The 20,983-nt window shown below is 64.2% G+C and carries 25 protein-coding genes; 10 read left to right on the top strand and 15 right to left on the bottom strand.

The window, feature by feature from the left end; genetic code table 11:
* On the top strand, positions 1-151 hold a 151-nt coding region (locus tag EN993_RS14350; protein ID WP_127263767.1), incomplete at its 5' end, for an aldehyde dehydrogenase family protein.
* 231 nt (positions 152-382) lie between these two features.
* Here EN993_RS14350 and EN993_RS14345 read toward each other — a convergent pair.
* Positions 383-2,404: an amidase gene (locus EN993_RS14345; protein ID WP_127263765.1), complete on the bottom strand. Its 2,022-nt coding sequence runs from the start codon at positions 2,402-2,404 to the stop codon at positions 383-385.
* Positions 2,405-2,549: 145 nt separating this feature from the next.
* Here EN993_RS14345 and EN993_RS14340 point away from each other — a divergent pair, with 145 nt between their 5' ends.
* Positions 2,550-2,825, top strand: coding sequence for a hypothetical protein (locus EN993_RS14340; RefSeq protein WP_109660267.1), 276 nt, complete (start codon positions 2,550-2,552; stop codon positions 2,823-2,825).
* A gap of 79 nt (positions 2,826-2,904) precedes the next feature.
* Here the strand turns inward: EN993_RS14340 and EN993_RS14335 are convergent, their stop codons facing one another.
* The 4 genes from EN993_RS14335 to EN993_RS14320 all read right to left on the bottom strand — a co-directional run bounded on the left by EN993_RS14335 (position 2,905) and on the right by EN993_RS14320 (position 6,818).
* Positions 2,905-3,990 carry a Gfo/Idh/MocA family oxidoreductase gene (locus EN993_RS14335; protein WP_127263763.1) on the bottom strand — a complete coding sequence of 362 codons (1,086 nt, stop codon included), beginning with the start codon at positions 3,988-3,990 and terminating at the stop codon, positions 2,905-2,907.
* 64 nt (positions 3,991-4,054) lie between these two features.
* A complete protein-coding gene (locus EN993_RS14330; protein WP_109660272.1) occupies positions 4,055-4,819 on the bottom strand; it encodes an ATP-binding cassette domain-containing protein in 765 nt (254 codons plus the stop codon).
* On the bottom strand, positions 4,816-5,817 hold the full coding sequence (locus tag EN993_RS14325; protein WP_109660274.1) for an ABC transporter permease: 1,002 nt from the start codon (positions 5,815-5,817) through the stop codon (positions 4,816-4,818). The genes EN993_RS14330 and EN993_RS14325 overlap by 4 nt, the downstream gene beginning before the upstream one ends.
* Positions 5,814-6,818 (bottom strand): substrate-binding domain-containing protein, encoded by a 1,005-nt coding sequence (locus EN993_RS14320; protein ID WP_109660276.1) that lies wholly within the window; start codon positions 6,816-6,818, stop codon positions 5,814-5,816. The genes EN993_RS14325 and EN993_RS14320 overlap by 4 nt, the downstream gene beginning before the upstream one ends.
* A gap of 60 nt (positions 6,819-6,878) precedes the next feature.
* Here EN993_RS14320 and EN993_RS37035 point away from each other — a divergent pair, with 60 nt between their 5' ends.
* Both EN993_RS37035 and EN993_RS14310 read left to right on the top strand, forming a co-directional pair.
* A complete protein-coding gene (locus EN993_RS37035; RefSeq protein WP_164757658.1) occupies positions 6,879-7,484 on the top strand; it encodes a hypothetical protein in 606 nt (201 codons plus the stop codon).
* Between the two features lie 120 nt (positions 7,485-7,604).
* Positions 7,605-7,802, top strand: coding sequence for a hypothetical protein (locus EN993_RS14310; protein WP_109660280.1), 198 nt, complete (start codon positions 7,605-7,607; stop codon positions 7,800-7,802).
* A 113-nt stretch (positions 7,803-7,915) separates the two neighbouring features.
* Here EN993_RS14310 and EN993_RS14305 read toward each other — a convergent pair whose 3' ends face one another.
* The gene (locus tag EN993_RS14305; RefSeq protein ID WP_127263761.1) at positions 7,916-8,482 is read right to left on the bottom strand and encodes a TetR/AcrR family transcriptional regulator; all 567 of its coding nucleotides are present in this window, start codon (positions 8,480-8,482) and stop codon (positions 7,916-7,918) included.
* A 103-nt stretch (positions 8,483-8,585) separates the two neighbouring features.
* Here EN993_RS14305 and EN993_RS14300 point away from each other — a divergent pair, with 103 nt between their 5' ends.
* Both EN993_RS14300 and EN993_RS14295 read left to right on the top strand, forming a co-directional pair.
* On the top strand, positions 8,586-9,398 hold the full coding sequence (locus EN993_RS14300) for an oxidoreductase (protein WP_127263759.1): 813 nt from the start codon (positions 8,586-8,588) through the stop codon (positions 9,396-9,398).
* Between the two features lie 61 nt (positions 9,399-9,459).
* A complete protein-coding gene (locus EN993_RS14295) occupies positions 9,460-10,461 on the top strand; it encodes an NADP-dependent oxidoreductase (RefSeq protein WP_127263757.1) in 1,002 nt (333 codons plus the stop codon).
* 29 nt (positions 10,462-10,490) lie between these two features.
* On the opposite strand, the gene EN993_RS14290 is transcribed toward EN993_RS14295, so the two are convergent.
* Positions 10,491-10,772 carry a hypothetical protein gene (locus EN993_RS14290; protein WP_245468805.1) on the bottom strand — a complete coding sequence of 94 codons (282 nt, stop codon included), beginning with the start codon at positions 10,770-10,772 and terminating at the stop codon, positions 10,491-10,493.
* A gap of 171 nt (positions 10,773-10,943) precedes the next feature.
* On the opposite strand from EN993_RS14290, the gene EN993_RS14285 reads away from it, so the two are divergent.
* Both EN993_RS14285 and EN993_RS14280 read left to right on the top strand, forming a co-directional pair.
* On the top strand, positions 10,944-11,702 hold the full coding sequence (locus EN993_RS14285) for an SDR family oxidoreductase (RefSeq protein ID WP_127263755.1): 759 nt from the start codon (positions 10,944-10,946) through the stop codon (positions 11,700-11,702).
* Entirely contained in the window at positions 11,699-12,631 is a 933-nt protein-coding gene (locus EN993_RS14280; RefSeq protein ID WP_126069946.1) for a sigma-70 family RNA polymerase sigma factor, read from the top strand. Before EN993_RS14285 ends, EN993_RS14280 begins: the two co-directional genes overlap by 4 nt.
* A 7-nt stretch (positions 12,632-12,638) precedes the next feature.
* On the opposite strand, the gene EN993_RS14275 is transcribed toward EN993_RS14280, so the two are convergent.
* From EN993_RS14275 to EN993_RS14260, 4 genes are all read right to left on the bottom strand, one after another.
* The gene (locus EN993_RS14275; RefSeq protein WP_127263753.1) at positions 12,639-13,097 is read right to left on the bottom strand and encodes a VOC family protein; all 459 of its coding nucleotides are present in this window, start codon (positions 13,095-13,097) and stop codon (positions 12,639-12,641) included.
* 205 nt (positions 13,098-13,302) lie between these two features.
* Complete coding sequence (locus EN993_RS14270) at positions 13,303-14,451, bottom strand: amidohydrolase (RefSeq protein ID WP_109660293.1); 1,149 nt, start codon at positions 14,449-14,451, stop codon at positions 13,303-13,305.
* Between the two features lie 48 nt (positions 14,452-14,499).
* Positions 14,500-14,955 (bottom strand): hypothetical protein, encoded by a 456-nt coding sequence (locus tag EN993_RS14265; RefSeq protein ID WP_109660295.1) that lies wholly within the window; start codon positions 14,953-14,955, stop codon positions 14,500-14,502.
* A 113-nt stretch (positions 14,956-15,068) separates the two neighbouring features.
* Positions 15,069-15,512, bottom strand: a complete 444-nt coding sequence (locus EN993_RS14260; RefSeq protein WP_109660297.1) for an SRPBCC family protein — start codon at positions 15,510-15,512, stop codon at positions 15,069-15,071.
* Between the two features lie 354 nt (positions 15,513-15,866).
* Between EN993_RS14260 and EN993_RS14255 the strand changes: the two genes are divergently transcribed.
* Positions 15,867-16,010, top strand: coding sequence for a hypothetical protein (locus EN993_RS14255; protein ID WP_109661345.1), 144 nt, complete (start codon positions 15,867-15,869; stop codon positions 16,008-16,010).
* Positions 16,011-16,038: 28 nt separating this feature from the next.
* Here the strand turns inward: EN993_RS14255 and EN993_RS14250 are convergent, their stop codons facing one another.
* The 3 genes from EN993_RS14250 to EN993_RS14240 all read right to left on the bottom strand — a co-directional run bounded on the left by EN993_RS14250 (position 16,039) and on the right by EN993_RS14240 (position 19,526).
* A complete protein-coding gene (locus tag EN993_RS14250; protein ID WP_245468803.1) occupies positions 16,039-17,349 on the bottom strand; it encodes a DUF763 domain-containing protein in 1,311 nt (436 codons plus the stop codon).
* Between the two features lie 158 nt (positions 17,350-17,507).
* Entirely contained in the window at positions 17,508-18,200 is a 693-nt protein-coding gene (locus EN993_RS14245) for a DUF2270 domain-containing protein (RefSeq protein WP_109660299.1), read from the bottom strand.
* Between the two features lie 111 nt (positions 18,201-18,311).
* Positions 18,312-19,526, bottom strand: a complete 1,215-nt coding sequence (locus tag EN993_RS14240; RefSeq protein ID WP_127263769.1) for an MFS transporter — start codon at positions 19,524-19,526, stop codon at positions 18,312-18,314.
* A 112-nt stretch (positions 19,527-19,638) separates the two neighbouring features.
* Between EN993_RS14240 and EN993_RS14235 the strand changes: the two genes are divergently transcribed.
* Positions 19,639-20,547 (top strand): LysR family transcriptional regulator, encoded by a 909-nt coding sequence (locus EN993_RS14235; RefSeq protein WP_127263751.1) that lies wholly within the window; start codon positions 19,639-19,641, stop codon positions 20,545-20,547.
* A gap of 28 nt (positions 20,548-20,575) precedes the next feature.
* Here EN993_RS14235 and EN993_RS14230 read toward each other — a convergent pair.
* Positions 20,576-20,983: 3-methyl-2-oxobutanoate hydroxymethyltransferase (locus EN993_RS14230; RefSeq protein WP_206532369.1), on the bottom strand; the 408-nt coding region annotated here is incomplete at its 5' end.

The raw sequence follows: 20,983 nt of genomic DNA, 5'->3' as shown, positions 1-20,983 counted from the left end.
CGCCGGCTCGGTCTGGGTCAACACCTATCACGCGATCGACCCGGCGGTGCCCTTCGGCGGCTACAAGATGAGCGGCTACGGACGCGAGGGTGGGGCTGAGCATCTCGACGAATATCTCAATACCAAGGGCGTGTGGATCAGGACGGATTGAGAGGGGCGGAATTTTGCCGGTGGCGCTCTATGGCGCCCCCTTTGTCCTGCCGGACATCTCCCCCACGAGGGGGGAGATCGGCCGTCACCGCGACCTTCGCCAATCTTCGGCCTAGCAGGAAGAGAGCCGGCGCCGAAACTGCCAATCTCCCCACCCGTGGGGAGATGTCCGGCAGGACAGAGGGGGGCGCCACAGAACTCGACGTTTGTTGCTGGTTTCTTCCCGCTCCGCTCACCCGATGCCGCCGGTGACCGCGTAGACGCCAGCCGTCCGCCCATCCTCCAAGCGCACCACCGCTGTCACGATCGAGCCATACGAGCCGCGCCAGGCGCTGTGGGACCGCTGATGCTCCGCGGCCGGGACGAGGGCATGCCCGCTGAAGCGCTGGTCGCTCCGCTGCAGCGCGACGGCCTCTCCGTTGACATGCACCTTGACGCTGGCCGCCTCAGTTGCCTCGCCGGGCAGGTTGAGCGTGATGACGATCTCTTGCTGATCACCGGAAGGTCGCGTCTCGGCGGCAAGCGTGATGGTGAGCGCCGGCGCCTTGCCGTCACCCGCCCTGCCAGCGCGGCCCGCAAACACATCGTCGGGCAGTTCGGGCGTGCGCGGGGGGCGCGTGCGACGCTGACTGGACTGTTCGAAATCGCCGGCTATGCGCAGCAGCCTTTCGTCGTCATAGGCCTTGCCGGCGAAGGTCAGGCCGACCGGCATGCCGATATCGGCCATCGTGCCCATCGGCACGGTGACGGTCGGGATGCCGAAATGGCGCCAGACCAGATTGCCGTTGGCGACCCAGGTGCCGTTGCGCCAGGCAAGCGCTGCGGACGCCTCGTTGATATCAGCATCGGCCGGCCCGACATCGGCGGCGGCGGGCAGCATCACGGCGTCGATGCCCTGCGTGTCCAGCCAGTCCTCGAAGTCGATCCGCCTCGTCGCTTCCAGCCCCTTCAGGCCTTCTTCGAGCGTTGGAATGTCAGTGAAAGGCGTGACGCCGGCTCTTGCCCGCTCGACATATTCCCTCAGGTCGAAGCCGCCCTCATAGCGGTCGGGCAGCGTGCCCGGCGGTTGCGGGAAGATCTTTGGGCCATCGACCGAAACGAGATCGGGCAACGCCGGGTCGGCATTGGCGCGCAAAAAATCGTCCCAGCCCCAGATGCAGAGATCCCAGAGCTCGCGCTCGGCGAAGTCCTGCGGCACCAGCCCGCGCTCGACCATGCCGCGCGCGCCGGGGCGGTCGCGTTCGTAGTTGGAGACGACGGGAAAATCGACCTCGACCACCTCGGCACCAAGCCGCTTCAGGTCGGCCGCCGCCTGCTCCCACAGGGCAAGCACCGAGGCCCGGGTTTCGATCGGCTTGTCGGTCTCGCTGTCGCGGCCGATATACATTCTGGGCACGCCGAGCCGCATACCTTTCAGCGACCCCGCCAGTGTGAGACCGGTATAGCGTGGCGGCCGCACGTCGGAGCTTTTCGGCAACTTGACCCAGGGCTGCGCGCGCCAGAAATCGCCTCGCGTCACGGGGTCGTCGGCGACGATCACGTCGAGCAGTTCGAGCATGTCGGGCACGCTGCGCGTATGCGGCACCACGACATCCATGGTCGGCACCAGCGGCCAGTTGCCGCGCACCGAGATGACGCCGCGCGACGGCGTGTAGGCGACCAGCGCGTTGTTGGTGGCCGGCGCGCGTCCGGACGACCAGGTTTCTTCGCCAAGCCCGAAGGCGCAGAAGCTGGCCGCTGTCGCCGTGCCGGAGCCGCTCGACGAGCCCGATGCGAAGGCGGCGGTCAGATAGTCGGTGTTGTAAGGGCTTTCGGCGCGGCCATAGACGCCGCGCTGCATGCCGCCATTGGCCATCGGCGGCATGTTGGTGAGGCCGATCAGCACCGCGCCGCCGGCGCGCAGCCGGGCGATGGTGAAGGCGTCCTCATTGGCGACGAGATGTTCGAAGGCCGGCGAACCAGCAGCGACCGTCAGCCCGGCGACCTTGTAGCTGTCCTTGGCGGTGTAGGGGATGCCGTCGAGCGGCCCGAGCACAGCACCGTTGCGGCGGCGCTGGTCGGAGGTGGCGGCCTCCTCGAACATATCGGGGTTGAGCACCGGAACGGCGTTGAGAGCGATGCCGTGCCGGTCGAAATGCGCGATGCGCCTTAGATAGGCTCCGACCAGTTCGACGCTGGTGACTGTGCCATTGTCGAGCGCGCGGCGCAGTTGGTCGATCGTCGCTTCGACGAGATGAAGGCCGGCATCGGTCATCGCTGGTCCCAAATTTCCACACACCATGGATGAGCGGGGCCGTTAGCTTCGGCAAGGGCCTATTGCGGTCTTCGTTGGAACTTTTGTCCGGCTGGCGATTTTGGATGTATGATGCGATTCCGGAATGGCCAGGAGGGTGTTGCCGATGACCACGAAATGCGTTGCGATCCTAGCTCTCGCTCTCGTCATGGGCTCAAGCCTTTGCGCCCCGGCCTTCGCCGGCGACCGGCATCACGACCGCCGGGTCCAATCCGAACGCTACGTTCCCGCCGATGACGATCTCATCAACTTCCTGTTCGGCGGCCCGCGTTACTACGATCAGCAGCTGTTCACGACGGCTGCTGGAGCCTGCTCCTACCATCGCGTCGGACCGGACGCGAATGCGTTGAACAAGATCAACGATCATCACTGCGGTAAGTAGCCAGTAGGGCAGTAGGGCAGTAGGGCAGTAGGGCAGTAGGGCAGTAGGGCAGTAGGGCAGTAGGGCAGTAGGCTGCGCCTCAACGCTGGCCGCTCTCCTTCATCCGCTCGATGATCTCGGCCATCAGCGCCAGGTCGCGGCGTGAATCGGCGAGGTCGGTCAGCGGCTTCGTGCCTTCGGTGATGTGGCGGTGGAAAATCTCCAGTTCGTTGGAGAAGGCGTCGCCATAGAGCGGGCCGAAGGTTTTCGTCACCGGGCCGAGCGGGCCGGCATCGGTGACTTCCAGACGCGTCGGCAGGCTGCGGATGTAGGGCGTGTCGTAGAGGATGCGCACGCGTCTGGTGTTGGAGCGCACCTCGATCATGGCGTCGAACAGGCCGAGATCGTCGACGACGGCATCATAGAGGCAAGCGAAATGGCCGTAGTCGAAAGTGACTGATGTGTTGGCACCGCCATTGGTGCGGTGCGCCGCCAGCACGCGGGCCGGCTCGCCGATCAGCCCGCGCATCGCCGAAATATGGTGCGAGGACAGCGCGGTCAGCCCGCGATAGGCGCGCACCAGGTCGGCCGGCGCATCGGTGCCGACCACCTCGCGGATCAGCGCGTCGCGTTCGCTTGCGCCACGCGCCAGCAGGGCAGGGTCGATGTCCCTGGGATAGAGGACGTTCTGGCTCTTCTTGAGGAAATGCCGGCCTTCCGAGATCAGGTCGAAGATGCGGACATGGGTGATGTCGGCGAAGGCCGGCAGCTCGTCCCTCGCCGCCAGATAGGCCGGCGCGTAGCGGCGCATGTAGCCGACGAAAAGCGTCTTGTCGCAGCCCGGCATCAGCGCCAGCAGATCGTCTATCTCGCGCACCGTCAGGCAAGCGGGCTTTTCCAGCAGGATGTGCTTGTTGGCGGCAATCGCCGCGCGCACGAAGCGGCTGTGGGTGTCGTCGGACGACAGCACGAACACCGCGTCGATGTCGGGCGAATTGATCAGCGCCTCGGCCGTCTCGAAAGCCTTTGCCGTCGGATGTTGCGAGGTGCACAGCGCCACCAGGCTGGGCGACACATCGTACACGCCCGCGATCACCCAGCGCTCCCGCTGATCGCTCAACACCGGCAGATGGATCGACTGCGCGACCTCTCCAAGACCGACAAGCCCGACGCGAATTGGTGCCACTCGCAAACTCCCTTTAGATTTCAAGTCTCGGGCTGGCCAGGACAGCCAGCTGTTGATTGACCGATCAGGCCGCGCCGGTGACCAGCGCGACGAGCTCGTTGCCTGACGTTTCCGAGGCACGCACGGTCGCTGCCATCTTTCCCGCCCGCATTACCCAGATCTGGTCGGACAGACGGCGGACCTGATCGAAATTGTGGCTGACCAGGATGACGCTGACCGACTGCTCGCGCAGGCGCCGGATCAGCGCCTCGACATTGGCCGTTTCCTGCACGCCGAGTGCTGCCGTCGGTTCGTCCATCACCACCAGCTTGGCGCCGGAGCCGACGGCGCGGCAGATCGAGATCGCCTGCCGCTGGCCGCCCGACAGGCGCCGCACCCGTTGGTTGATCGACGGCACGTTGATCGACAGCCGCGACAGCATCGAACGGGCTTCGCGCTTCATCGCCTTGCGGTCGAGGAACGCAAAGGGGCCGATGCGGCGCACGATCTCGCGGTTGAGGAACAGGTTCTGTGCCACCGTCAGTTCGTCGATCAGCGCCAGGTTCTGGTGAACGGTCTCGATGCCGGCCTTACGCGCCTCGTCGGGATTGGCGAAGGGCCGTGCCCTTCCGTCGAAGAACAGATTGCCGGCGTCGGGCTGATGCACGCCGACCAGGCTGCGGATCAGCGTCGACTTGCCGGCGCCATTGTCGCCGATGACAGCGGTGACCTCGCCGCGGCGAGCCTGGAAGGCGACGTCGGTGAAGGCACGGATGCCGCCGAAATGCTTGCTCAGCCCTTCGCAGGCGATGATCGCCTCAGTGGCGGGGATGTGATGGGGAGCGCTCATTTCTGATACCGCATGATCAGCGCCGCCAGCACCACGATGGCGCCCACGGCAAGCGGTTGGTAGAAGGCCGATACGTTGAGCAAGGTCAGGCCGTTGACGAGTGCTGTGAGCATCAGCGCGCCGATCGCCGGTCCCAGAATGCTGGCGCGGCCGCCGAACAGGCTGACGCCGCCCAGCACCACCGCCGCCACTGAATTCAAGAGCAGGCTGGTGTTGATCTGCGGTTCGGCCGAGCCGATGCGGGCGACCAGAAGAATGGCCGCTATGCCGGCGCAGAAGCCCGAGACTGTATAGGCAGCGATCTTGACCCGGTCGGTGCGGATGCCGAGCGCGCCGGCACTTTCGGCCTGGCCGCCGGTGGCCAGCAGATGCACCCCGAAGCGCGTGTGGTAGAGCGCGATATGCGCGACGATGACGGCTGCGATCGCCACCCAGACCGGATAACCGAACGGTCCGAACGAGCCTGAGGCGAGCCTGAGCAGGAAGGTCGAGCCGACCATGGTCGGCTCGCCACCCGACAGGATGAGCCCAAGCCCGGTGATGCCCGACAGCGTACCGAGCGTCACCACGAAGTCGGGAATTTTGCCTGCGGTGATGATCAGGCCGTTGAGGAAGCCGACGGCGCTGGTGGCGAGAACCGCGAGCACGCAGGCGATGAAGATGCCGTAGCCGGCGGCGTTGACGAGGCCGAGGATGATGGCGCCGAGCATGACGGCGGCGGCCAGCGACAGGTCGATGCCCGAGGTGGCGATGACGAAGGTCTGGCCGATCGACAGCACGACCAGGATCGCCGCCGCCAGCAGCAGCGCTTGCAGGTTGGCGACGCTGAGAAAGACCGGCTGGGCGATGCCGAAGACGATGACGAGGCCGACCAGGCCGACGACGGATGCCCAGTCGGCCCAGAAGGAGGGATCGAGGAGGAGAGCCGCCAGGGAGGGACGGCTCTCCTCCGCACCCGCCGAATGGGCGGCGGGCGCGTTGTCTGCAGGTGTGCTCACTTCAGCATCTCGCGGAAGGGATCGGGATAGTCGCCGCCGGGACGCGGAAAGTTCTTCAGCGAGGCTTCGGCATTGTCCTTGTTGATCAACAGCACAGGCGCCGGCACGTTGGCGGGCAGTTCCTTGCCCTTGGCCGCGATCGCACAGGCTTCGACGCCCATGGCGCCGACGACATAGGGGTATTGCGCGACGGTGGCGGTGAGTTCGCCTGATGCAATCGACTTCAGCGCGTCGACGATGCCGTCGAGGCCGATCACCTTGACGTCCTTGCCGGATGTCTGCACGGCGCGCTCGACGCCGAGCGCCATGATGTCGTTGGCGGCAAAGAAGCCGGCGAGGTCCGGATGCGCGGCAAGGATATCGGTGGCGGCGGTCAACGCCTTCTCGCGATCCCAGTCGGCGCTGACCATCACCACGACTTCGAGCTTGCCTTCGACGGCCTGCTTGAAGCCCTTGATGCGGGCATTGGAGCCGACATCGCCGACGATGCCGGCGACCAGCGCGACCTTGGCGCCCTTCGGCACGAGCTTCAGCATCTCTTCGCCGGCCAGCGCGCCGGCGGCGACGTTGTCGGTGCCGATATAGGTCGAGACGGCAAAGCCGGCGGCCTTGGCCTGCTCGGGGTCGATGGTCGAGTCGATGTTGACGATCGGCTTCTTCTTCTGGGCGACCGGCACCAGCGCCTGGACGAGGTTGGATACGCTGATCGGGTTGACCAGATAGCAATCGAAATCCTGCATGGCCATGGCGGTCAGGCGGTCGGCCTGGCCGGTGGCGTCACCCATATTGGCGGCGGCCTGAACGCTGACATTGACACCGTTGGCCTTGGCCTGCTCCTCGATGCCCTGCTGCATGGTCTGGAAGAAGGGGTTGTCGAGGCCTTTGACGATGGCCGCGACTTTCGCCGCATCCTCGGCGTGGACGGGCGCTGAGACGATGGTTGCAAGCACGCCTGCGCCAAGCAGGCTCGTACCGAGTTTCAGGCAATTGAACACGCGCATGGTTTTTCCTCCTCCTGATTGTTTTATGTGCTGCATCAATGTCGCTGTCCGGCGACTGCAATGTCCGACGGTGCGCAAGCGACCCCGGCGCCTGGCGCGACGATCCGCCAACAGGTTGCTGCCCGCTTTGTGGTGTGCGGGTCGCAGCCCCGGTTCGGGCGCTTTTTGATGTCAGGCATTGCTCCTCCCAGAGCGCCGGCCGATGCCATGCCAGCGTTTCCGCATGTTTTAGAAAAAATTGACACGCGTCAAGATTTAAAATGGTGCGCAGCGATTTTGACTGTGCGGTCCCCACGGCATGACTGGCCAGCCGATATGCGCTACAACCAAGGCGCGAAAAAAATGCCGCCCAGAGGGAACCTTTGGGAGGCATCGGCGTTTGTCGCTGCTTTTGTGCAAGGGGAGGTTTTGGGGATGGAGCGTTTCGAAATCCTAGAAGAGCCAACAGGCACATTCTCGATTTTCGATACATTCACGGAATTGCCGGCAACGGTCGAAGGCGGTGCGTGCATCGGGCTTTACCGGCACGAAGTGCCGCTGGCGCTGCTTGCAGCGATTGAAACGGTTCAGCCCGGCAATTTCTCGCTGCTGCCATCCTTGGCGGCGTTGAACGGCTGGCGGGCCAATGAAGACGATCGGTCGCTTTCAGATGACCTTCTGGCGTGAGCAAAGCCAGCCGCCATCGCATCAAAAAATCATACCGTAGGGGAAATCACGCCCTGTCGTCGAAAGCGGCGGTCAGGCATGGGGGGCAAAGGGAGGTTGTAGAGCGTTGGGAGGTGAACAATGTCTGATCAGGACGACCTGATCCGAGCGGCCATCGGACGGCTGCTCGCCGAGAAGACAGGCGCCGCCGTCATCTCGATGAGAGAGAGCACTACGGAGCTTCTGGCGCTGACCGGTGCCGCGCTGGACGAAAGACTGCAGGACCTTCTGCTGGAAATGGCCGAAGTCCGCGGCATGATGGTCGCGCTCGATATTTAGGACGGCCATCGATCTGGCAGCCAGTCCGCCGACCAAGGCGATGCCGTTTTGCCGAAGGGCTGACGCGGAGTTTGGGGGCAGGGCGCGGGTGACCTGAAGGGTGGCGCCCCGCCCTAACGCTGCTCGATCAGTGTCCGCGCCGCATCTTTCCCCGCCGAGAGGATACGATCCGACAATTCCGTCCCTTCGACGGCGCGAGCCAATTGGAGCGCGCCGATGAGCGTTGCAAAGACAGCTAGCGCCACGCCTTCCGGATCCTTGTCCTGCGGAAGTGCGGCAGACAATTGGTGGGCCAAAGCCAGCAAGCGGTCGGTATAGACCTTACGCGTTTCAGGCGGTTGACGCGCGAGCTCCGGCAACAGCGCGGCCGACGCGCAGCCCGTTCCCGGATTATCCCGGTGCTCGGCCGACAGATACGCCTCTATCGCCATCTGCGGGCCACCGGAGGCCAAGGTTTCCGCCAGTTGCTGCGACTGAATCTCCATGGCTGCCGCCACGCTCTCGCGGACAAGCTCGGCCTTGGATTGAAAGTGCGGATAAAACGCCCCGTTCGTCAGCCCGGCGTCGCTCATGATGGTCGCCAGTCCGGACGCGGCTATGCCGTCACCGCGAAAACGGTCGGCGGCGACTTCCATGATCCGGCCGCGTGATGCGTCCTTCCGGCCCTTTTCGTAGCGCATGGCTGCATTGCCTTTCTGCTATTGCATTATGGTCATAATTTGATAGTATGAGTGTAATTCAAAGGGCGCGAAAAAGCTAGCCCTCATGATTTTGGAGCACGAAATGAATATGAATTCCGGAAGAACCGCTGTCGTGACCGGCGCCTCCTCGGGCATCGGCCGCGCCAGCGCCGAGGCACTGGCGCGGGCAGGCTTCACTGTCTTTGGAACGAGCCGCAAGGCCAGCAACGGCCCGGACGGGGTGACCATGCTGGTTTGCGACGTGACCGACGGTGAGGCGGTTGCCGCACTCGTTTCGACGGTGCTCTCGCAGACCGGCCGGATCGACCTCCTGGTCAACAATGCCGGCGTCGGCCTGCTTGGAGGCGCCGAGGAATTCTCGATCGCGCAGGTGCAGGCCCTGTTCGACGTCAACCTGTTCGGTGTCATCCGCATGACCAATGCCGTGTTGCCGTCGATGCGGCGGCGTGGCGAAGGGCGCATCATCAACATCGGCTCGGTGTTGGGCCTCGTGCCGGCGCCGTATTCAGCGCATTATTCGGCGGTCAAGCACGCGCTCGAGGGCTATTCGGAATCGCTCGACCACGAGGTTCGTGCGTTCAATATCCGCGTCTCGGTCATCGAGCCGGCATTCGTTCGCACCGTCTTCGACCAGAACGGAATCCAGCCGGATTCGCTGTTGAAGGAATACGATCAGGCTCGAGCCGGACTCGAAGCGCTCCTTCGCGATGTGATGCCTGTAGCCGACCGGCCGGAAGTGGTGGCGCAGGTGGTCGTCAAGGCAGCGGCCGATGCCCGCCCGCGGCGGCGCTACACCGCCGGCAAGGCAGCGCGCCAGGTCAGCCTACTGCGCCGTTTTGCCCCCGCGGCGATATTCGACAAGAGCCTGCGCAAACAGTTCCGCCTGCCGGTTTGAATGACAGAGGGGATTTAACGCACATGCGACACGCCAAAATCACTTTGAGAAAGTCACTGCCATGAAGGCATACGTCGTTGATAAGTATAACAAGAAGGGCACTCTGCGGCTGGCTGAGATGCCGGAGCCGGAACTCGGGGACAGCGATGTCCTGGTCGAGGTTTACGCCGCGGCGGTGAACCTGCTCGATTCCAAGGTCAAAACCGGAGAGTTCAAGCTGATCCTTCCCTATCGCCGGCCCTTCATCCTGGGTCACGACGTAGCCGGGAGGGTTGTCCGCGTGGGATCGAAAGTCCGCAAATTCAAACTCGGCGACGACGTCTATGCGCGGCCGCGCGACGGCCGCATCGGGACGTTCGCCGAGTTCATCGCCATGGATGAAGCCGACGTGGCCTTGAAGCCTGTGAACCTCAGCATGGAGGAGGCGGCCTCGATCCCGCTAGTCGGTCTGACCGCCTGGCAGGCGCTCATCGAAAGGGCGAGCTTGAAGAAGGGACAGAAGGTTTTCATTCAAGCTGGCTCCGGCGGCGTGGGGACATTCGCCATCCAGCTGGCCAAGCATCTCGGCGCAATCGTTGCGACAACCGCCAGCGCAGCGAGTGCCGATCTGGTCAGGGGGCTCGGCGCCGATGTGGTCGTCGACTACAGGAAAGACGACTTTGAGAAAGTCCTGTCGGGCTACGACGTCGTCTTGAACAGCCAGGACGCCAAAACGCTTGAAAAATCCCTGAATGTGCTGAAACCGGGTGGCAAGCTCATCTCCATCTCCGGTCCACCGGATCCCGAATTTGCCAGGAAGCAGGGACTGAACGTGGCGCTGAGGCTGGTGCTGCGCTTTCTGAGCCGTGGAATCCGGGCCAGGGCCAGGCGCCGTGGCGTGAAGTTCTCGTTCCTTTTCATGTGGGCGCAGGGTGAGCAGCTGAGCAAGATCGCGTCGCTCATCGAATCCGGTGCGATCCGCCCGGTTGTCGATCGGGTCTTTCCCTTCGAAGCGACCAACGAGGCTCTGGCCTACGTCGAAACAGGACGCGCCAAGGGCAAGGTGGTCATCAAGGTCAGGTAGGATACCTGTCACATCTTCGATGTCATGGATCAATTCATCCCGGTAGGATCGATCGTTGTCAGGCGTGCCCTGGCCTCGATGAGGCGCCTTTGCGCGGCCCTTATCCGGCCGCACAATGCGAGATTAAGGGCGACGCCAGCTTCCTCGTCCAGCAAGTCATTCGCGCGCTTGAGAGAGTTTTCAGCTCGTCTTATGCGCAGTCTGGCGTTGGCCGTTTCGATGCTGTGAATTTCAATCATCTGTCCAGAGTCCTTTGGAGTTCCGGTCCCTTCCTTGAGTAAACCGCCGCTGATCGGATTGGTTCCAGCCATGGCGGGCACCGCCCGTGGCAGGCGGAGCGATCCAGTCGGGCCTACAACGCTGTCGCTGCGGTGGTGACCATGCCTGCCAGGCGCTGCGCTACGTCCGAGCCTCACTGCAACGCTGACTCTTTTCCCTGCCCTCAAACGTCTTAGCTACAGTGAAGCAACGGAGCAGGGTCGATGAGCCTCAAGGACAAGAAAATCGTGGTCACCGGTGGCAGCCGTGGGCTTGGCCTCGGACTGGTCGAAGCGCTGGTCGAACAGGGCGCCAGCGTGACTGTCGTTGCCCGCGGCGCCGAGGCGCTGGAGGCGGTCGGTGCGCGGCTCGGGGTCGCCACCATCTCAGCCGACGTCACGGACGAGGACGCGGCCTATCGCATTCTTGGCGAAGTCCGCCCTGACATCGTGGTGCTGAACGCTGGCGCTACGCCTCGGATGGGGCGGCTGGATCAGCTGAAGTGGGAGGATTTCTCCATTGCCTGGGAAACCGACGTCAAGGCGGGGCTCTACTGGCTGCAGGCGGCGCTCAACCTGCCGCTCAAGCCGGGCAGCCGGGTGCTGGTGGGATCAAGCGGGGCTGCCGTCACCGGATCGCAGATGTCGGGTGGTTATGGCGGCTCCAAGCGCATGCTCTGGTTCATGGCCAAATATGCCAATGGTGTTGCGCAGGAAAAGAAGCTCGGCATCCGCTTCCAGGCGATCGTACCGCGGCAGATGATCCTCGGTACCGGAACCGGCGATGCCGCGGCCAACGCCTATGCAGGCTCGATGGGCATTACGCCGGAACAATTCGTCACCCGCTTCGGCGCGCCGATGCCGCCCAGGGCGTTCGGCGACAGAGTGGTTTCAGTGCTCGAAGACCCGCAATATGCCGAGGGCGTCGTCTTCGGCCTCAACGGCGATGCGGGCGTGACCGTGATTGAGGGCGCGGCGGCTTGAGCGAGCGAGAACCTGCCGTGGACCGCGACCGACAGGAAGGGCTGCTTGCCCTTGCCGCCGCGCTGCGGCCGGAGCTGCACCGCTACTGCGCGCGTCTGATGGGATCGGTCATCGACGGCGAGGATGTCGTGCAGGACACCTTTGCCCGGGCCTTCGTTGCGCTGGACGAGCTGTGCGAGGTGCCGCAGTTGCGGCCCTGGCTGTTCCGGATCGCCCACAACCGCGCGCTGGACCTGCTGCGCAGCCGTGCGATCCGCGTCGCTGAGCCCATCGAGGCGGCGCTTGAGATTGCCGACACCAAAGCCGACCCGGTGGAGACGCTGATGCGCAGGCAAGCTGTACAGACCGCCGTGTCGCGCTTTGCGGAGCTTCCGGTTCTCCAGCGCAGCGTCATCATCCTCAAAGATGTTCTCGACGAGCCGCTGACCGAGATCGCCGCTCTGCTGGACATCACGGTCGATGCGGTGAAGGGGCATCTGGCGCGCAGCCGCGCCCGGCTTCGGCAGATCAATGCCACTGCCGCGGCGCTTCCCGACGCGCGCATCGCATCCGCCGCCGTGGTTCGCTATGCGACCCTGTTCAACCAGCGCGACTGGGACGGCTTGCGCGCGCTGCTTGCCGACGACGTCAGACTTCATCAGTCCTTGCATCCGCCGCGCTCGGGCGCCGCCGACGTCGGCATGTTTTTCACGATCTACGCCAGGAGCGATCGCGTATGGCTGACGCCGGCATGGCTCGAGGGCCGCGAGGTGATCGCGGTGTTCGAAAACCAGACCGACCCGAAGCCCCATCATTTCATGCGGCTGGAGTGGCGGGAGGGGCGGATCAGCTTCATCCGCGACTATCGCTATGTCAGCTATATCGCTGAGGATGCGGAACTGGTGCTGGCCAGGGACGCCGGATCTTTCGGTCGCGGCACCGGGCGCTGAGGGAGCATCAGCCGCGTCGGGCCGCGTCAATCGCCGCGACGTCGATCTTCCTCATGTCCATCATCGCTTCAAACGCGCGCCTGGCTTCGTCGCCGCCGGCCGCCATCGCCTCGGTCAGCGTGCGCGGTGTGATTTGCCAGGACACGCCCCATCTGTCCTTGCACCAGCCGCACGCGCTCTCCTGGCCACCATTGCCGACAATGGCATTCCAGTAGCGGTCGGTTTCCTGCTGATCGTCGGTGGCGATCTGGAACGAGAAGGCCTCGCTTTGCCTGAACGCGGAGCCGCCGTTCAATCCGATGCAGGGAATGCCGGCAACGGTGAATTCCACCGTCAACACGTCGCCCTTCTTGCCGGACGGAAAATCACTCGGCGCACGGTGAACGGCGCTCACCTTGGTGTCGGGAAAGGTCTTTGCGTAGAAGTGGGCCGCAGCCTCGGCGTCCTTGTCGAACCAGAGGCAAATCGTGTTCTTTGGCGTCTTTGGCGTTGCGTGTTCCTTTCGATCTGAAGCCGGATTTCCGTCCTTGTGTCCCGCCTACGCGCTCTTCCGAAATAGGTCGCCAACCGCTTTTCTCCACCCTTGCGCAAGCAAGCCGACAAGCGCGGCTGACCGCTTTGCGTCCCTTGGCGGAATGGTGTTTTCGGCGTCAGAGTTGATCTGGCAGACGTCAGCCCAGAAGATTGCGTGCGGTGCGCATGAAGATCTTTGAGCCGATCGGGATCAGGTCGTCGGGAAAGTCGTAGTCCGGATTGTGCAATGCAGGGTGCCGCTCGCCTGCACCGAGGAAGAACATTGCCGACGAAGCGCTGTGGCCGAACAGGCCGAAATCCTCCGAGGCGCGCATCGGCAGGGCTTCTTCGCCGTGCACGACGCCCTCTTCGTCGAGCGCGCGTTGCAGGTGCTCCACCGCATCCGGCGCGTTGACGCTGGCGACGAAGATCTCGTGATAGTCCCAACGAGCGGAAAGACCATGCTGGCCGGCGATCTTCGTGACCAGCGCTTCAGCAGCAGTGCACAGGTTTGCCATGCGCTCGTCGCGCCGGGTCCGCAGCGTCGCCCAAACCTCGGCATGCGCCGGTGCGATGCCGTACACGGCTTCGCCCATCGCGGCATGGGTGACGGTCACCATGGAGAAGTCGTCATCGGCGAAGGTTCCGCTGCCGAGCGCAGGGAGCGCCGGCATCAACTCACTGATCGCCAGCATCGGCGAGGTGCCGGTCTCGGGCATGGACGAATGCGCGGTCTTGCCCTCCAGCACGATGCGCATGCCGCGTGAAGCGCAGTTGACGACGCCGGTTTTGACCCGAACTTCGCCCAACGGCACGCCGGGCAGATTGTGCAGCGAGAAAGCGAAATCCGGCGCGATCTCGGTGAAGCGCGGATCGGCGACTACGCCGGCTGCGCCATTGCCGGTTTCCTCCGCCGGCTGGAACATCAGCACGACGCGGCCGCTTGCAGGCCTGTCGCGCCCGAGCTGACGGCCAAGGGACGCCAGGATCGCAGTGTGTCCGTCATGGCCGCACATATGCGACTTGCCCGGCACCCGCGAGGAATGCGGCACGCCTGAAAGCTCTTCGATCGGCAAGGCATCGAGTTCCGAGCGGAACAGCACCGTCGGCCCTGCCTTACCGCTGTCGTATATGGCCGCCACGCCGTGCCCGCCCAATCCGGTGAGCACTTTGTCCGGCCCGGTATCGGCGAGGAAGTCGACGACCTCTTTTGCCGTCTTCTCCTCCTCGTTGGAGATTTCCGGCTGCTGGTGCAGCTTACGCCGCCACGTGGTCAACTCGACAATGTCTCGGTTGGTCAGGGTCACGCGTTTCGGCCTCCGTTTGCTCCGATCGGCACAGTGTCGCAAACGCTTCTAGCGTACGCGATTGGGGCAGAGCGCTTTGAACTGGTCCAGCGTAACATCGTATGACGAGGCGCCGGAGCCATCGAGCAAGACGTTCTCATCCGTATCGGTTATCAGATAGTCCGTCGTCACATCCGTGCCCTTGTTGCGGCCCTGGAACAGCATGTTGGCGCCATAGAAGGTGGTGAATTTGCCGGTCTTGCAGTTGGCGATGATCTCGAAGTGCAGGGGCGCCTTCATTTCCGCGGCAATGCAATCCTCGGAGAAATCATGGCCATATTCGCGGCAGTAGACGCGCGCCTTCTGCCTGCTGTGTTTGGCCAGGATGCCGGCGTGGGTGGAGCCGATGCCTGTCTTTTTGACGATGGTGAGTTCCATTCCCACCTTGTTGCCGTAGTAGATCGTACTCGCTTGCGCCGCTGTCGGCAGGATCAAGGCGGACAGCACAACCAACAGATGTCGCATGGAAAATCCTCCCTTTCACCGGAAGGATTTCACGTGCGCGATCGCCCGGTCAAGGCCCTCGATGCAACACGGCTCGCAGAGGCCGACGCCGCTGCGAGCTGTGTCTAGATTGCTTATTGATTGATCTCGGGTTCGACGAGCTTTGCCAGGTTTCGGAGCGACTCCTGCCAGCCGAGATAGCAGGCCTCGACCGGAATGACGTCCGGAATGCCGGCCTGGGTGATGTCAATCTCGGTGCCGACCGACACCTTTCTCAAGACTATGGTCACCCGGATCTCGCCGGGCAGATTGGGATCGTCGAACCTGTCGGTGTAGAGCAGGCGCTCGGCCGGAACCAGTTCGAGATACTCGCCGCCGAAGGAATGGCTGTCGCCGGTGGTGAAGTTGCGGAAGGACATCTTGAACGTGCCGCCGACCTTTGCCTCGAGGTGATGGACCGTGCAGGTGAAGCCGTTCGGCGGAAGCCACTTGGCCAGTGCGTCCGCTTCAACGAAGGCGCGATAGACCTTCTCCGGGCTGGTCGTCAGAACGCGATGCAAACGTACGGTGCCGGGCATATCCTGTATCCTTTCATGATTGCCTACAGTACCCCAAGGACGAACGAGGCGTGGTCGGTCCGACATAGGCTCTCGGATTTTTTAACGACCGGCGCGGCATGACCTGTTCAGCCACAAGCGAACTGAACTGTTGCCGGCGTTTGATGAGATCTCGAACGGCATTCATGCCCCCGAGCGCCACAATACGGGACGAGCCATCCGGTTCCCGCCGAGCGCTGTTTTTCCTTTGGTTGCCGGGCATTAGGTCAGGGGACAGGCAGGCAATGGTCGGCTATTCGATCTAATTTCTTTGCAAGCCGTTAATGCGGCCATGCTGTTAATCAGTATTCGCTAATGAAGACCGCGGGGTACGCCATGACCAAGAATCTCGGCAACGCACGTTACATGCCGCCAAAGGACGTCAAAGCCTCTGTGTTCAGCAAGGCCGCACCGGCGCTGTTTCCGTTGGTCGTGGCGGCGCTGGGCTACATGATCGGCAAGCAGTTCTTCGGCATCTAGGGCCGGTGGTGCAAACATCCACTAATGTCTAATGTCGCTTGCCGCCTATGCCTTGGGGGCTGCCGGCAAAACAGTCGCGGACAAAGTCTTGGGACGGCGCCTGAGCGTCGGCGGGAGGCGGTTCCCAGCCGAAGACGCTGCGGCCGCCGAGCTGGTGCGATTGGTCGAACTCACCGGCGACGATTTCCTTCAGGCTCGGCCCGGTAACGTAGCGTTCCAGCAGTCGCGCCTGGCCGTCCAGCCGTTGCAAGGCGCCGAGTTCCTCCTCATTGCCGAGCTTTGCCTTGCGGACCGCCGATTTCATCACCGCGATGGTCTCGTCATAGACCTTCAGCGGCACCGGAAAGGGATGCCGGTCCTTGCCGCCATGCGCCAGCGAGAACCGCGCCGGATCGGAGAAGCGGCACGGCGCGCCATGCACGACCTCGGCCACCATCGCCAGTGCCCGCACCGTTCGCGCGCCGACGCCCGGTACCAGCAGCAATTCGGGAAAATCCGCCGGGCCGCCTTCGATCGCCGCGGAAATGTTGCCGTGCAGGCGGCGCATGACGATATCGCTTTCGCGCACATCATGGTGGGCCGGCATGATCAGATTGGGCAGCATCGGCTGGGCGGATTGCGGCTTTGCCGATGGTTCGATGGCGGCAAACTCGCGCACGATGCTGTCGGGACCGAGCTGGCGCAACAGGTCCAGTTGGCCGCTGCGCGAGGCCTCGGCGCGGTGATCGGTGAGGTTGACGATCTCGCCCTGCCGCTCGCCCTCGATGGCCGCATGCGGCTCGTCGACGAAACTTTTCAGGCCCTCCGAGAGCCAGTGGTAGCGGCGCGCCAGCTTGCTGTCGCCGTTCATGCCTTGCTGGACGACCACCCAATGGCTGTCATCGGTGACGATGAAGCCGTGCAGATAGAGATCGAAGCCGTCCTGCACGGCGGCGCTGTCGACCTTGGCGACCAGCCGGCTGGCCGTGGCCAGAGCCTTGCCGTCGAAGCCGACACGCTCGCCGATCGCCTCGAGTTCATGCGGCGTCTTGCGCGAATGGGTGCCGCGCCCGCCGCAGACATGGATGCCGAGTTCGCCCGACAGCGGTGTCAGCCCGCGCTTCAGCGCGCCGATCACGCTGGTGGTGATGCCGGAGGAATGCCAGTCCATGCCCATCACCGCACCGAAGGACTGGAACCAGAACGGATGCGCCAGCCGGCGCAGCAACTCGTCGCGGCCATAGTGGTGGATGATGGCTTCGCACAGCACCGCGCCCAGGCGCGTCATGCGATCGCCCAGCCATTTCGGAACCCGCCCGCCATGCAGCGGCAGGTCGGCGCTGCCGCTTCGCTGCGTCACTGATACCTCCGGCCGGTGAGTCGGTCACCGGCAGCCTCGGATAGAGATGGCATCAGGGCGACGATTTGCAAGCGGATGCGCAAACGCCGATTCAGAACCTGAATCAAGTCGGGGCTTTATCTCACTGTCTTACAATGATTTTCTTCAACCGGCTCTTTCTAAACATGGACGTCGCCGAAGGAGAGTTCGCCGTCGTCGCCAGGCGTCAGGAAGGCAGCCACCAGGAGGCCAACGTAGAGGAGCGCAACCACGGCGACAATGACCGCGCCCGGAATGGGACCGAGGGCAGCGGCGCTGACGGCCTCGCGCAATGTGCCGACGAAGCCGACCGGCACAGCTTGATCGATCAGGCTCGGCGTCGACAGTTTAAGGATCCAGGCGAGGAGCAGAATCAGCATCATGTGCATGTAGTTGCGGCGCAAACGCCGCGCCAGCGCCACCCTTTGCGAGACCAGGAATTTCGGCGCGCGCAGGCTTTCGCCGACGATCAGCAGCCAGTCAGAAGCGAAGTCCGGCTGCGGCGAGAATATCTGAGCGAAATAGTGGCGCTCGAACTGGCGCACGCGGGCGCGATAGACATCGAAGAACCGGTAGCGACGCGCCTCGATCCACAACAGAAGGAGCACCAGCAGCATGGCGAAAAGCAGCACGCCGTGATGGGCACTGGCCGTTGACAGCGACACTGACAACATGGCGGCGACAACGGTGATCGCCCAATTGCTCGTACGGTCAAGGCGGTCGCGCCAACCGGCCATGCGGGCGATCTCAGCGCGGTGGAAATGCGACATCACGGTGACCAGTTCGCCTGACGAAAGCGGCCTGCCGATGGGCGTTGCCGGCGCATCGTTCATGGCTTCCTCCCAACCAAATGAAACGCATCAGATTTGATCTCGTTCCGTAGCGGTCGGAATGGCCGGGGAGATTTCGACATCCTGGCGGGTTCGCAGGCCTTGTCCGGCCTGTCACTCCGGCCCGCCGATCCAGTCGACCAGGAGGGCGGCAAAGCCGAAGGCGGCGGCGATGGCGCAGACCTCAGGCCAGCCGCCTGAGGCCCAGGCGATGCCGGCGAGCATCGAACCGACGGCGCCGCCGATGAAGAAGATGCCGACGAAGAGGCCGTTGAGGCGGCCGCGCGCTTTCGGCTGCAGCAGGTTGATGGCGCGGCGGCCGAGCGTCTGGTCGCCGGTCACGCCGATGTCGAGCAGCACGGCGCTGACACCCATCAGCGCTAGAGACCATCCGGTTCCGGATTCAGCCGAGCCGGTCCAGGCGGCGAGCCCCATCGCGCCGATCAGCACGAGATGGCAGGCGATGGTTGCGGACCGCGTCCAGCCGCGGTCGCCGGCGCGGCCAAACAGCGGTGTCACAATCGCGCCGCCTGCGCCGACCAGTGCGAACAGCGCGATGCCGCGCTGGCCGAGGTCGAAAGGCGGCTGCGCGAGGCGAAGCGCCACCGCCGTCCAGAACAGGCTGAAGGCCGCCATCACCAGCGCCGCCGTCAGCGCGCGGCGCCGCAGCACCGGCTCGTCGCGCAGCAGGTCGAACAGTGAAGCGATCAGCGCTCCATAGGAGGATCTCGCTGCCGGCCGTCGTCGCGGCAAGGTGAAGGCAAGCACGCAAGCCAGTACGACCAAGGCCGCGGCGCTGATGCCATAAAAAGCCCGCCAGCCCCAGGCATCGGCAATCAGGCTGGCCAGCGGCCGCGCCAAAAGGATGCCGACCATCAGCCCGCTCATGACATCGCCGATGACGCGGCCGGCCTGCCCGGGCGGCGCCATCGAGGCGGCGATCGGCACCAGGATCTGGATCGCCGAACAGGCAGCCCCGAGGACGAACAGGACGATCAGCAGCGAGCCGGCGGTGGGCGCCGTTGTGGCGACGCCAGCCGCCAATGCCGCCGCGGCCAGCATGCGCAGGATCAGGGTGCGGTTTTCGGCGAGGTCGGCGAGCGGCACCAGGAAGAACAGGCCGGCGGCATAGCCGAGCAGGGTGGCCATGGCGACGAAGCCGACGCTCGCGGCACTGGCGCCGAGCGATGGCCCGATCAGGCCGACCAGCGTCTGTGGGGCGAACAAATTGGTGACGATGATGCCGACCGCGGTGGCAAACAGCAGCGTCTGCGGGCCTGTGACGGTCGCAGCCGGCCCGGCCATCCGGCCGTCATTGGTGTCGAGCATTGGGGTATCGAGCATTGAGTCCTCAGGGATTTGCATGTCGTGCGAGGACTTTATGCCAAAGCATTATCATGCTACAATTCAATCAATTCGATAATGATTATGCGAGATACGCATGAATATCCACGACCTCGAAGCCTTCATCGCGGTGGTGGAGACCGGCTCGATCGTCGGTGCCTCGGCAAGGCTCAACCTCACCCAGCCGGGCGTGACGCGCCGCATCCAGAACCTCGAGGACGGGTTGGCCACCGCGCTGCTCGACCGCCAGTCGAAGCCGCTGAAGCCGACCGCCTCCGGCCGTGAGGCCTATGAGCACGGCCGGCGCGTGCTGCGTTCGCTCGAGGATCTCAGGGCCGGCGTGTCGCCGCAAGGCGAGGTCAAGGGCGAGTTCCGCCTGGGCATCATGCCCTATCTCTCCGATGCCGCGCTGGCGCTGCCGCTCGATAGCCTGCGCGCTGCCTTTCCGCAGCTGACGCTGCGCATCACCTCCGGCTGGTCGCCAAGGCTGGTGGAGCAGGTGGCGCGCAGCGAACTCGACGCGGTGGCGGTTTGCCTCGCCGAGGGTTTGGCGCCGCCCGACGAACTGGTCTGCGACGATCTCGGCGTGCAGTCGGTGCTGCTGGTGGCGTCACCTGGGCTCGGTGTGCCGAAGCCCGCCGATCTTGCCTCGCTGTCGCGCTTTCCCTGGGTGATGAACGAAAACGGCTGTGGTTTTCGCGCTTTCATCCGCCAGAGTTTCGACGCCCTCAGGCTGCCGTTCCAGGTCGGGGTGGAGGCGCTCAGTGTCGATCTCCGAATGTCGCTGGTGGCGCGCGGCCACGGCATCGGCATCGTCACGCCGGGTGCCTTCGCCGACAGCCGCTGGCGCGACAGGGTGGAAGTCATCGATTGCCCGGACTTCAAGCCGCAAGTGCGCGCCTGGCTGCTGCACCGCCCGCCGGCCGGCCGGCTGAGCCGCCCGATCGCGCTGTTTCGCGACGCGCTGATCGAAGGGCTCGAGGTGCCGATGCCGCTGGTGTCGTAGAGCGGGGGTGGGGTAGCGCTAGGACCGTCTAGTCCCGTTCCGTCTCCAGCCGCTCGCGAAAATCGTCAAGCTCGGCCTGCGCGATGCCGGCGACTTCGGCGTTGGCGGGATAGCTGCCGCTCGCGACCTCGTTGCGGAAGCCCGACAAAGCTTCGACGCGCGCGTCCCTCACTGCCTTTTGCAGTACGGCCAGATTGCCCCAGGCGCGTGCATGGCGCGGCAGGCGGCCGCTCTCGCCGCAGATGTCCGAGGTGAACAGGAAGATCACGTCGGCCTCCGCGCCCGAGCCGAGCGACACGGTGACCAGCGAGGTACGGCGGTTGATCTCGGCCATCACGTCAGCCGCGATGATCTCGCATTCGACGGCGAAGGCGCCGGCATCTTCCAGCCGGCGAAAACGGTCCCACAGCTCAAGTGCCTCGACGGCGGTCTTGCC

Source organism: Mesorhizobium sp. M7D.F.Ca.US.004.01.2.1 (genome assembly GCF_003997785.1).
Lineage (GTDB): Bacteria > Pseudomonadota > Alphaproteobacteria > Rhizobiales > Rhizobiaceae > Mesorhizobium > Mesorhizobium loti.
The sequence above is the reverse complement of the archived record's forward strand: the minus strand, read 5'-3'. Positions and strand labels throughout refer to the sequence as shown.

Bases quoted from the DNA above. Each gene is read 5' to 3' on its own strand.
- EN993_RS14345 (WP_127263765.1), bottom strand. From the start codon at position 2,404: ATGACCGATGCCGGCCTTCATCTCGTCGAAGCGACGATCGACCAACTG.
- EN993_RS14340 (WP_109660267.1), top strand. From the start codon at position 2,550: ATGACCACGAAATGCGTTGCGATCCTAGCTCTCGCTCTCGTCATGGGC.
- EN993_RS14330 (WP_109660272.1), bottom strand. From the start codon at position 4,819: ATGAGCGCTCCCCATCACATCCCCGCCACTGAGGCGATCATCGCCTGC.
- EN993_RS14320 (WP_109660276.1), bottom strand. From the start codon at position 6,818: ATGCGCGTGTTCAATTGCCTGAAACTCGGTACGAGCCTGCTTGGCGCA.
- EN993_RS37035 (WP_164757658.1), top strand. From the start codon at position 6,879: ATGTCCGACGGTGCGCAAGCGACCCCGGCGCCTGGCGCGACGATCCGC.
- EN993_RS14310 (WP_109660280.1), top strand. From the start codon at position 7,605: ATGTCTGATCAGGACGACCTGATCCGAGCGGCCATCGGACGGCTGCTC.
- EN993_RS14305 (WP_127263761.1), bottom strand. From the start codon at position 8,482: ATGCGCTACGAAAAGGGCCGGAAGGACGCATCACGCGGCCGGATCATG.
- EN993_RS14300 (WP_127263759.1), top strand. From the start codon at position 8,586: ATGAATATGAATTCCGGAAGAACCGCTGTCGTGACCGGCGCCTCCTCG.
- EN993_RS14295 (WP_127263757.1), top strand. From the start codon at position 9,460: ATGAAGGCATACGTCGTTGATAAGTATAACAAGAAGGGCACTCTGCGG.
- EN993_RS14290 (WP_245468805.1), bottom strand. From the start codon at position 10,772: ATGGCTGGAACCAATCCGATCAGCGGCGGTTTACTCAAGGAAGGGACC.
- EN993_RS14285 (WP_127263755.1), top strand. From the start codon at position 10,944: ATGAGCCTCAAGGACAAGAAAATCGTGGTCACCGGTGGCAGCCGTGGG.
- EN993_RS14265 (WP_109660295.1), bottom strand. From the start codon at position 14,955: ATGCGACATCTGTTGGTTGTGCTGTCCGCCTTGATCCTGCCGACAGCG.
- EN993_RS14260 (WP_109660297.1), bottom strand. From the start codon at position 15,512: ATGCCCGGCACCGTACGTTTGCATCGCGTTCTGACGACCAGCCCGGAG.
- EN993_RS14255 (WP_109661345.1), top strand. From the start codon at position 15,867: ATGACCAAGAATCTCGGCAACGCACGTTACATGCCGCCAAAGGACGTC.
- EN993_RS14245 (WP_109660299.1), bottom strand. From the start codon at position 18,200: ATGAACGATGCGCCGGCAACGCCCATCGGCAGGCCGCTTTCGTCAGGC.
- EN993_RS14240 (WP_127263769.1), bottom strand. From the start codon at position 19,526: ATGCTCGACACCAATGACGGCCGGATGGCCGGGCCGGCTGCGACCGTC.
- EN993_RS14235 (WP_127263751.1), top strand. From the start codon at position 19,639: ATGAATATCCACGACCTCGAAGCCTTCATCGCGGTGGTGGAGACCGGC.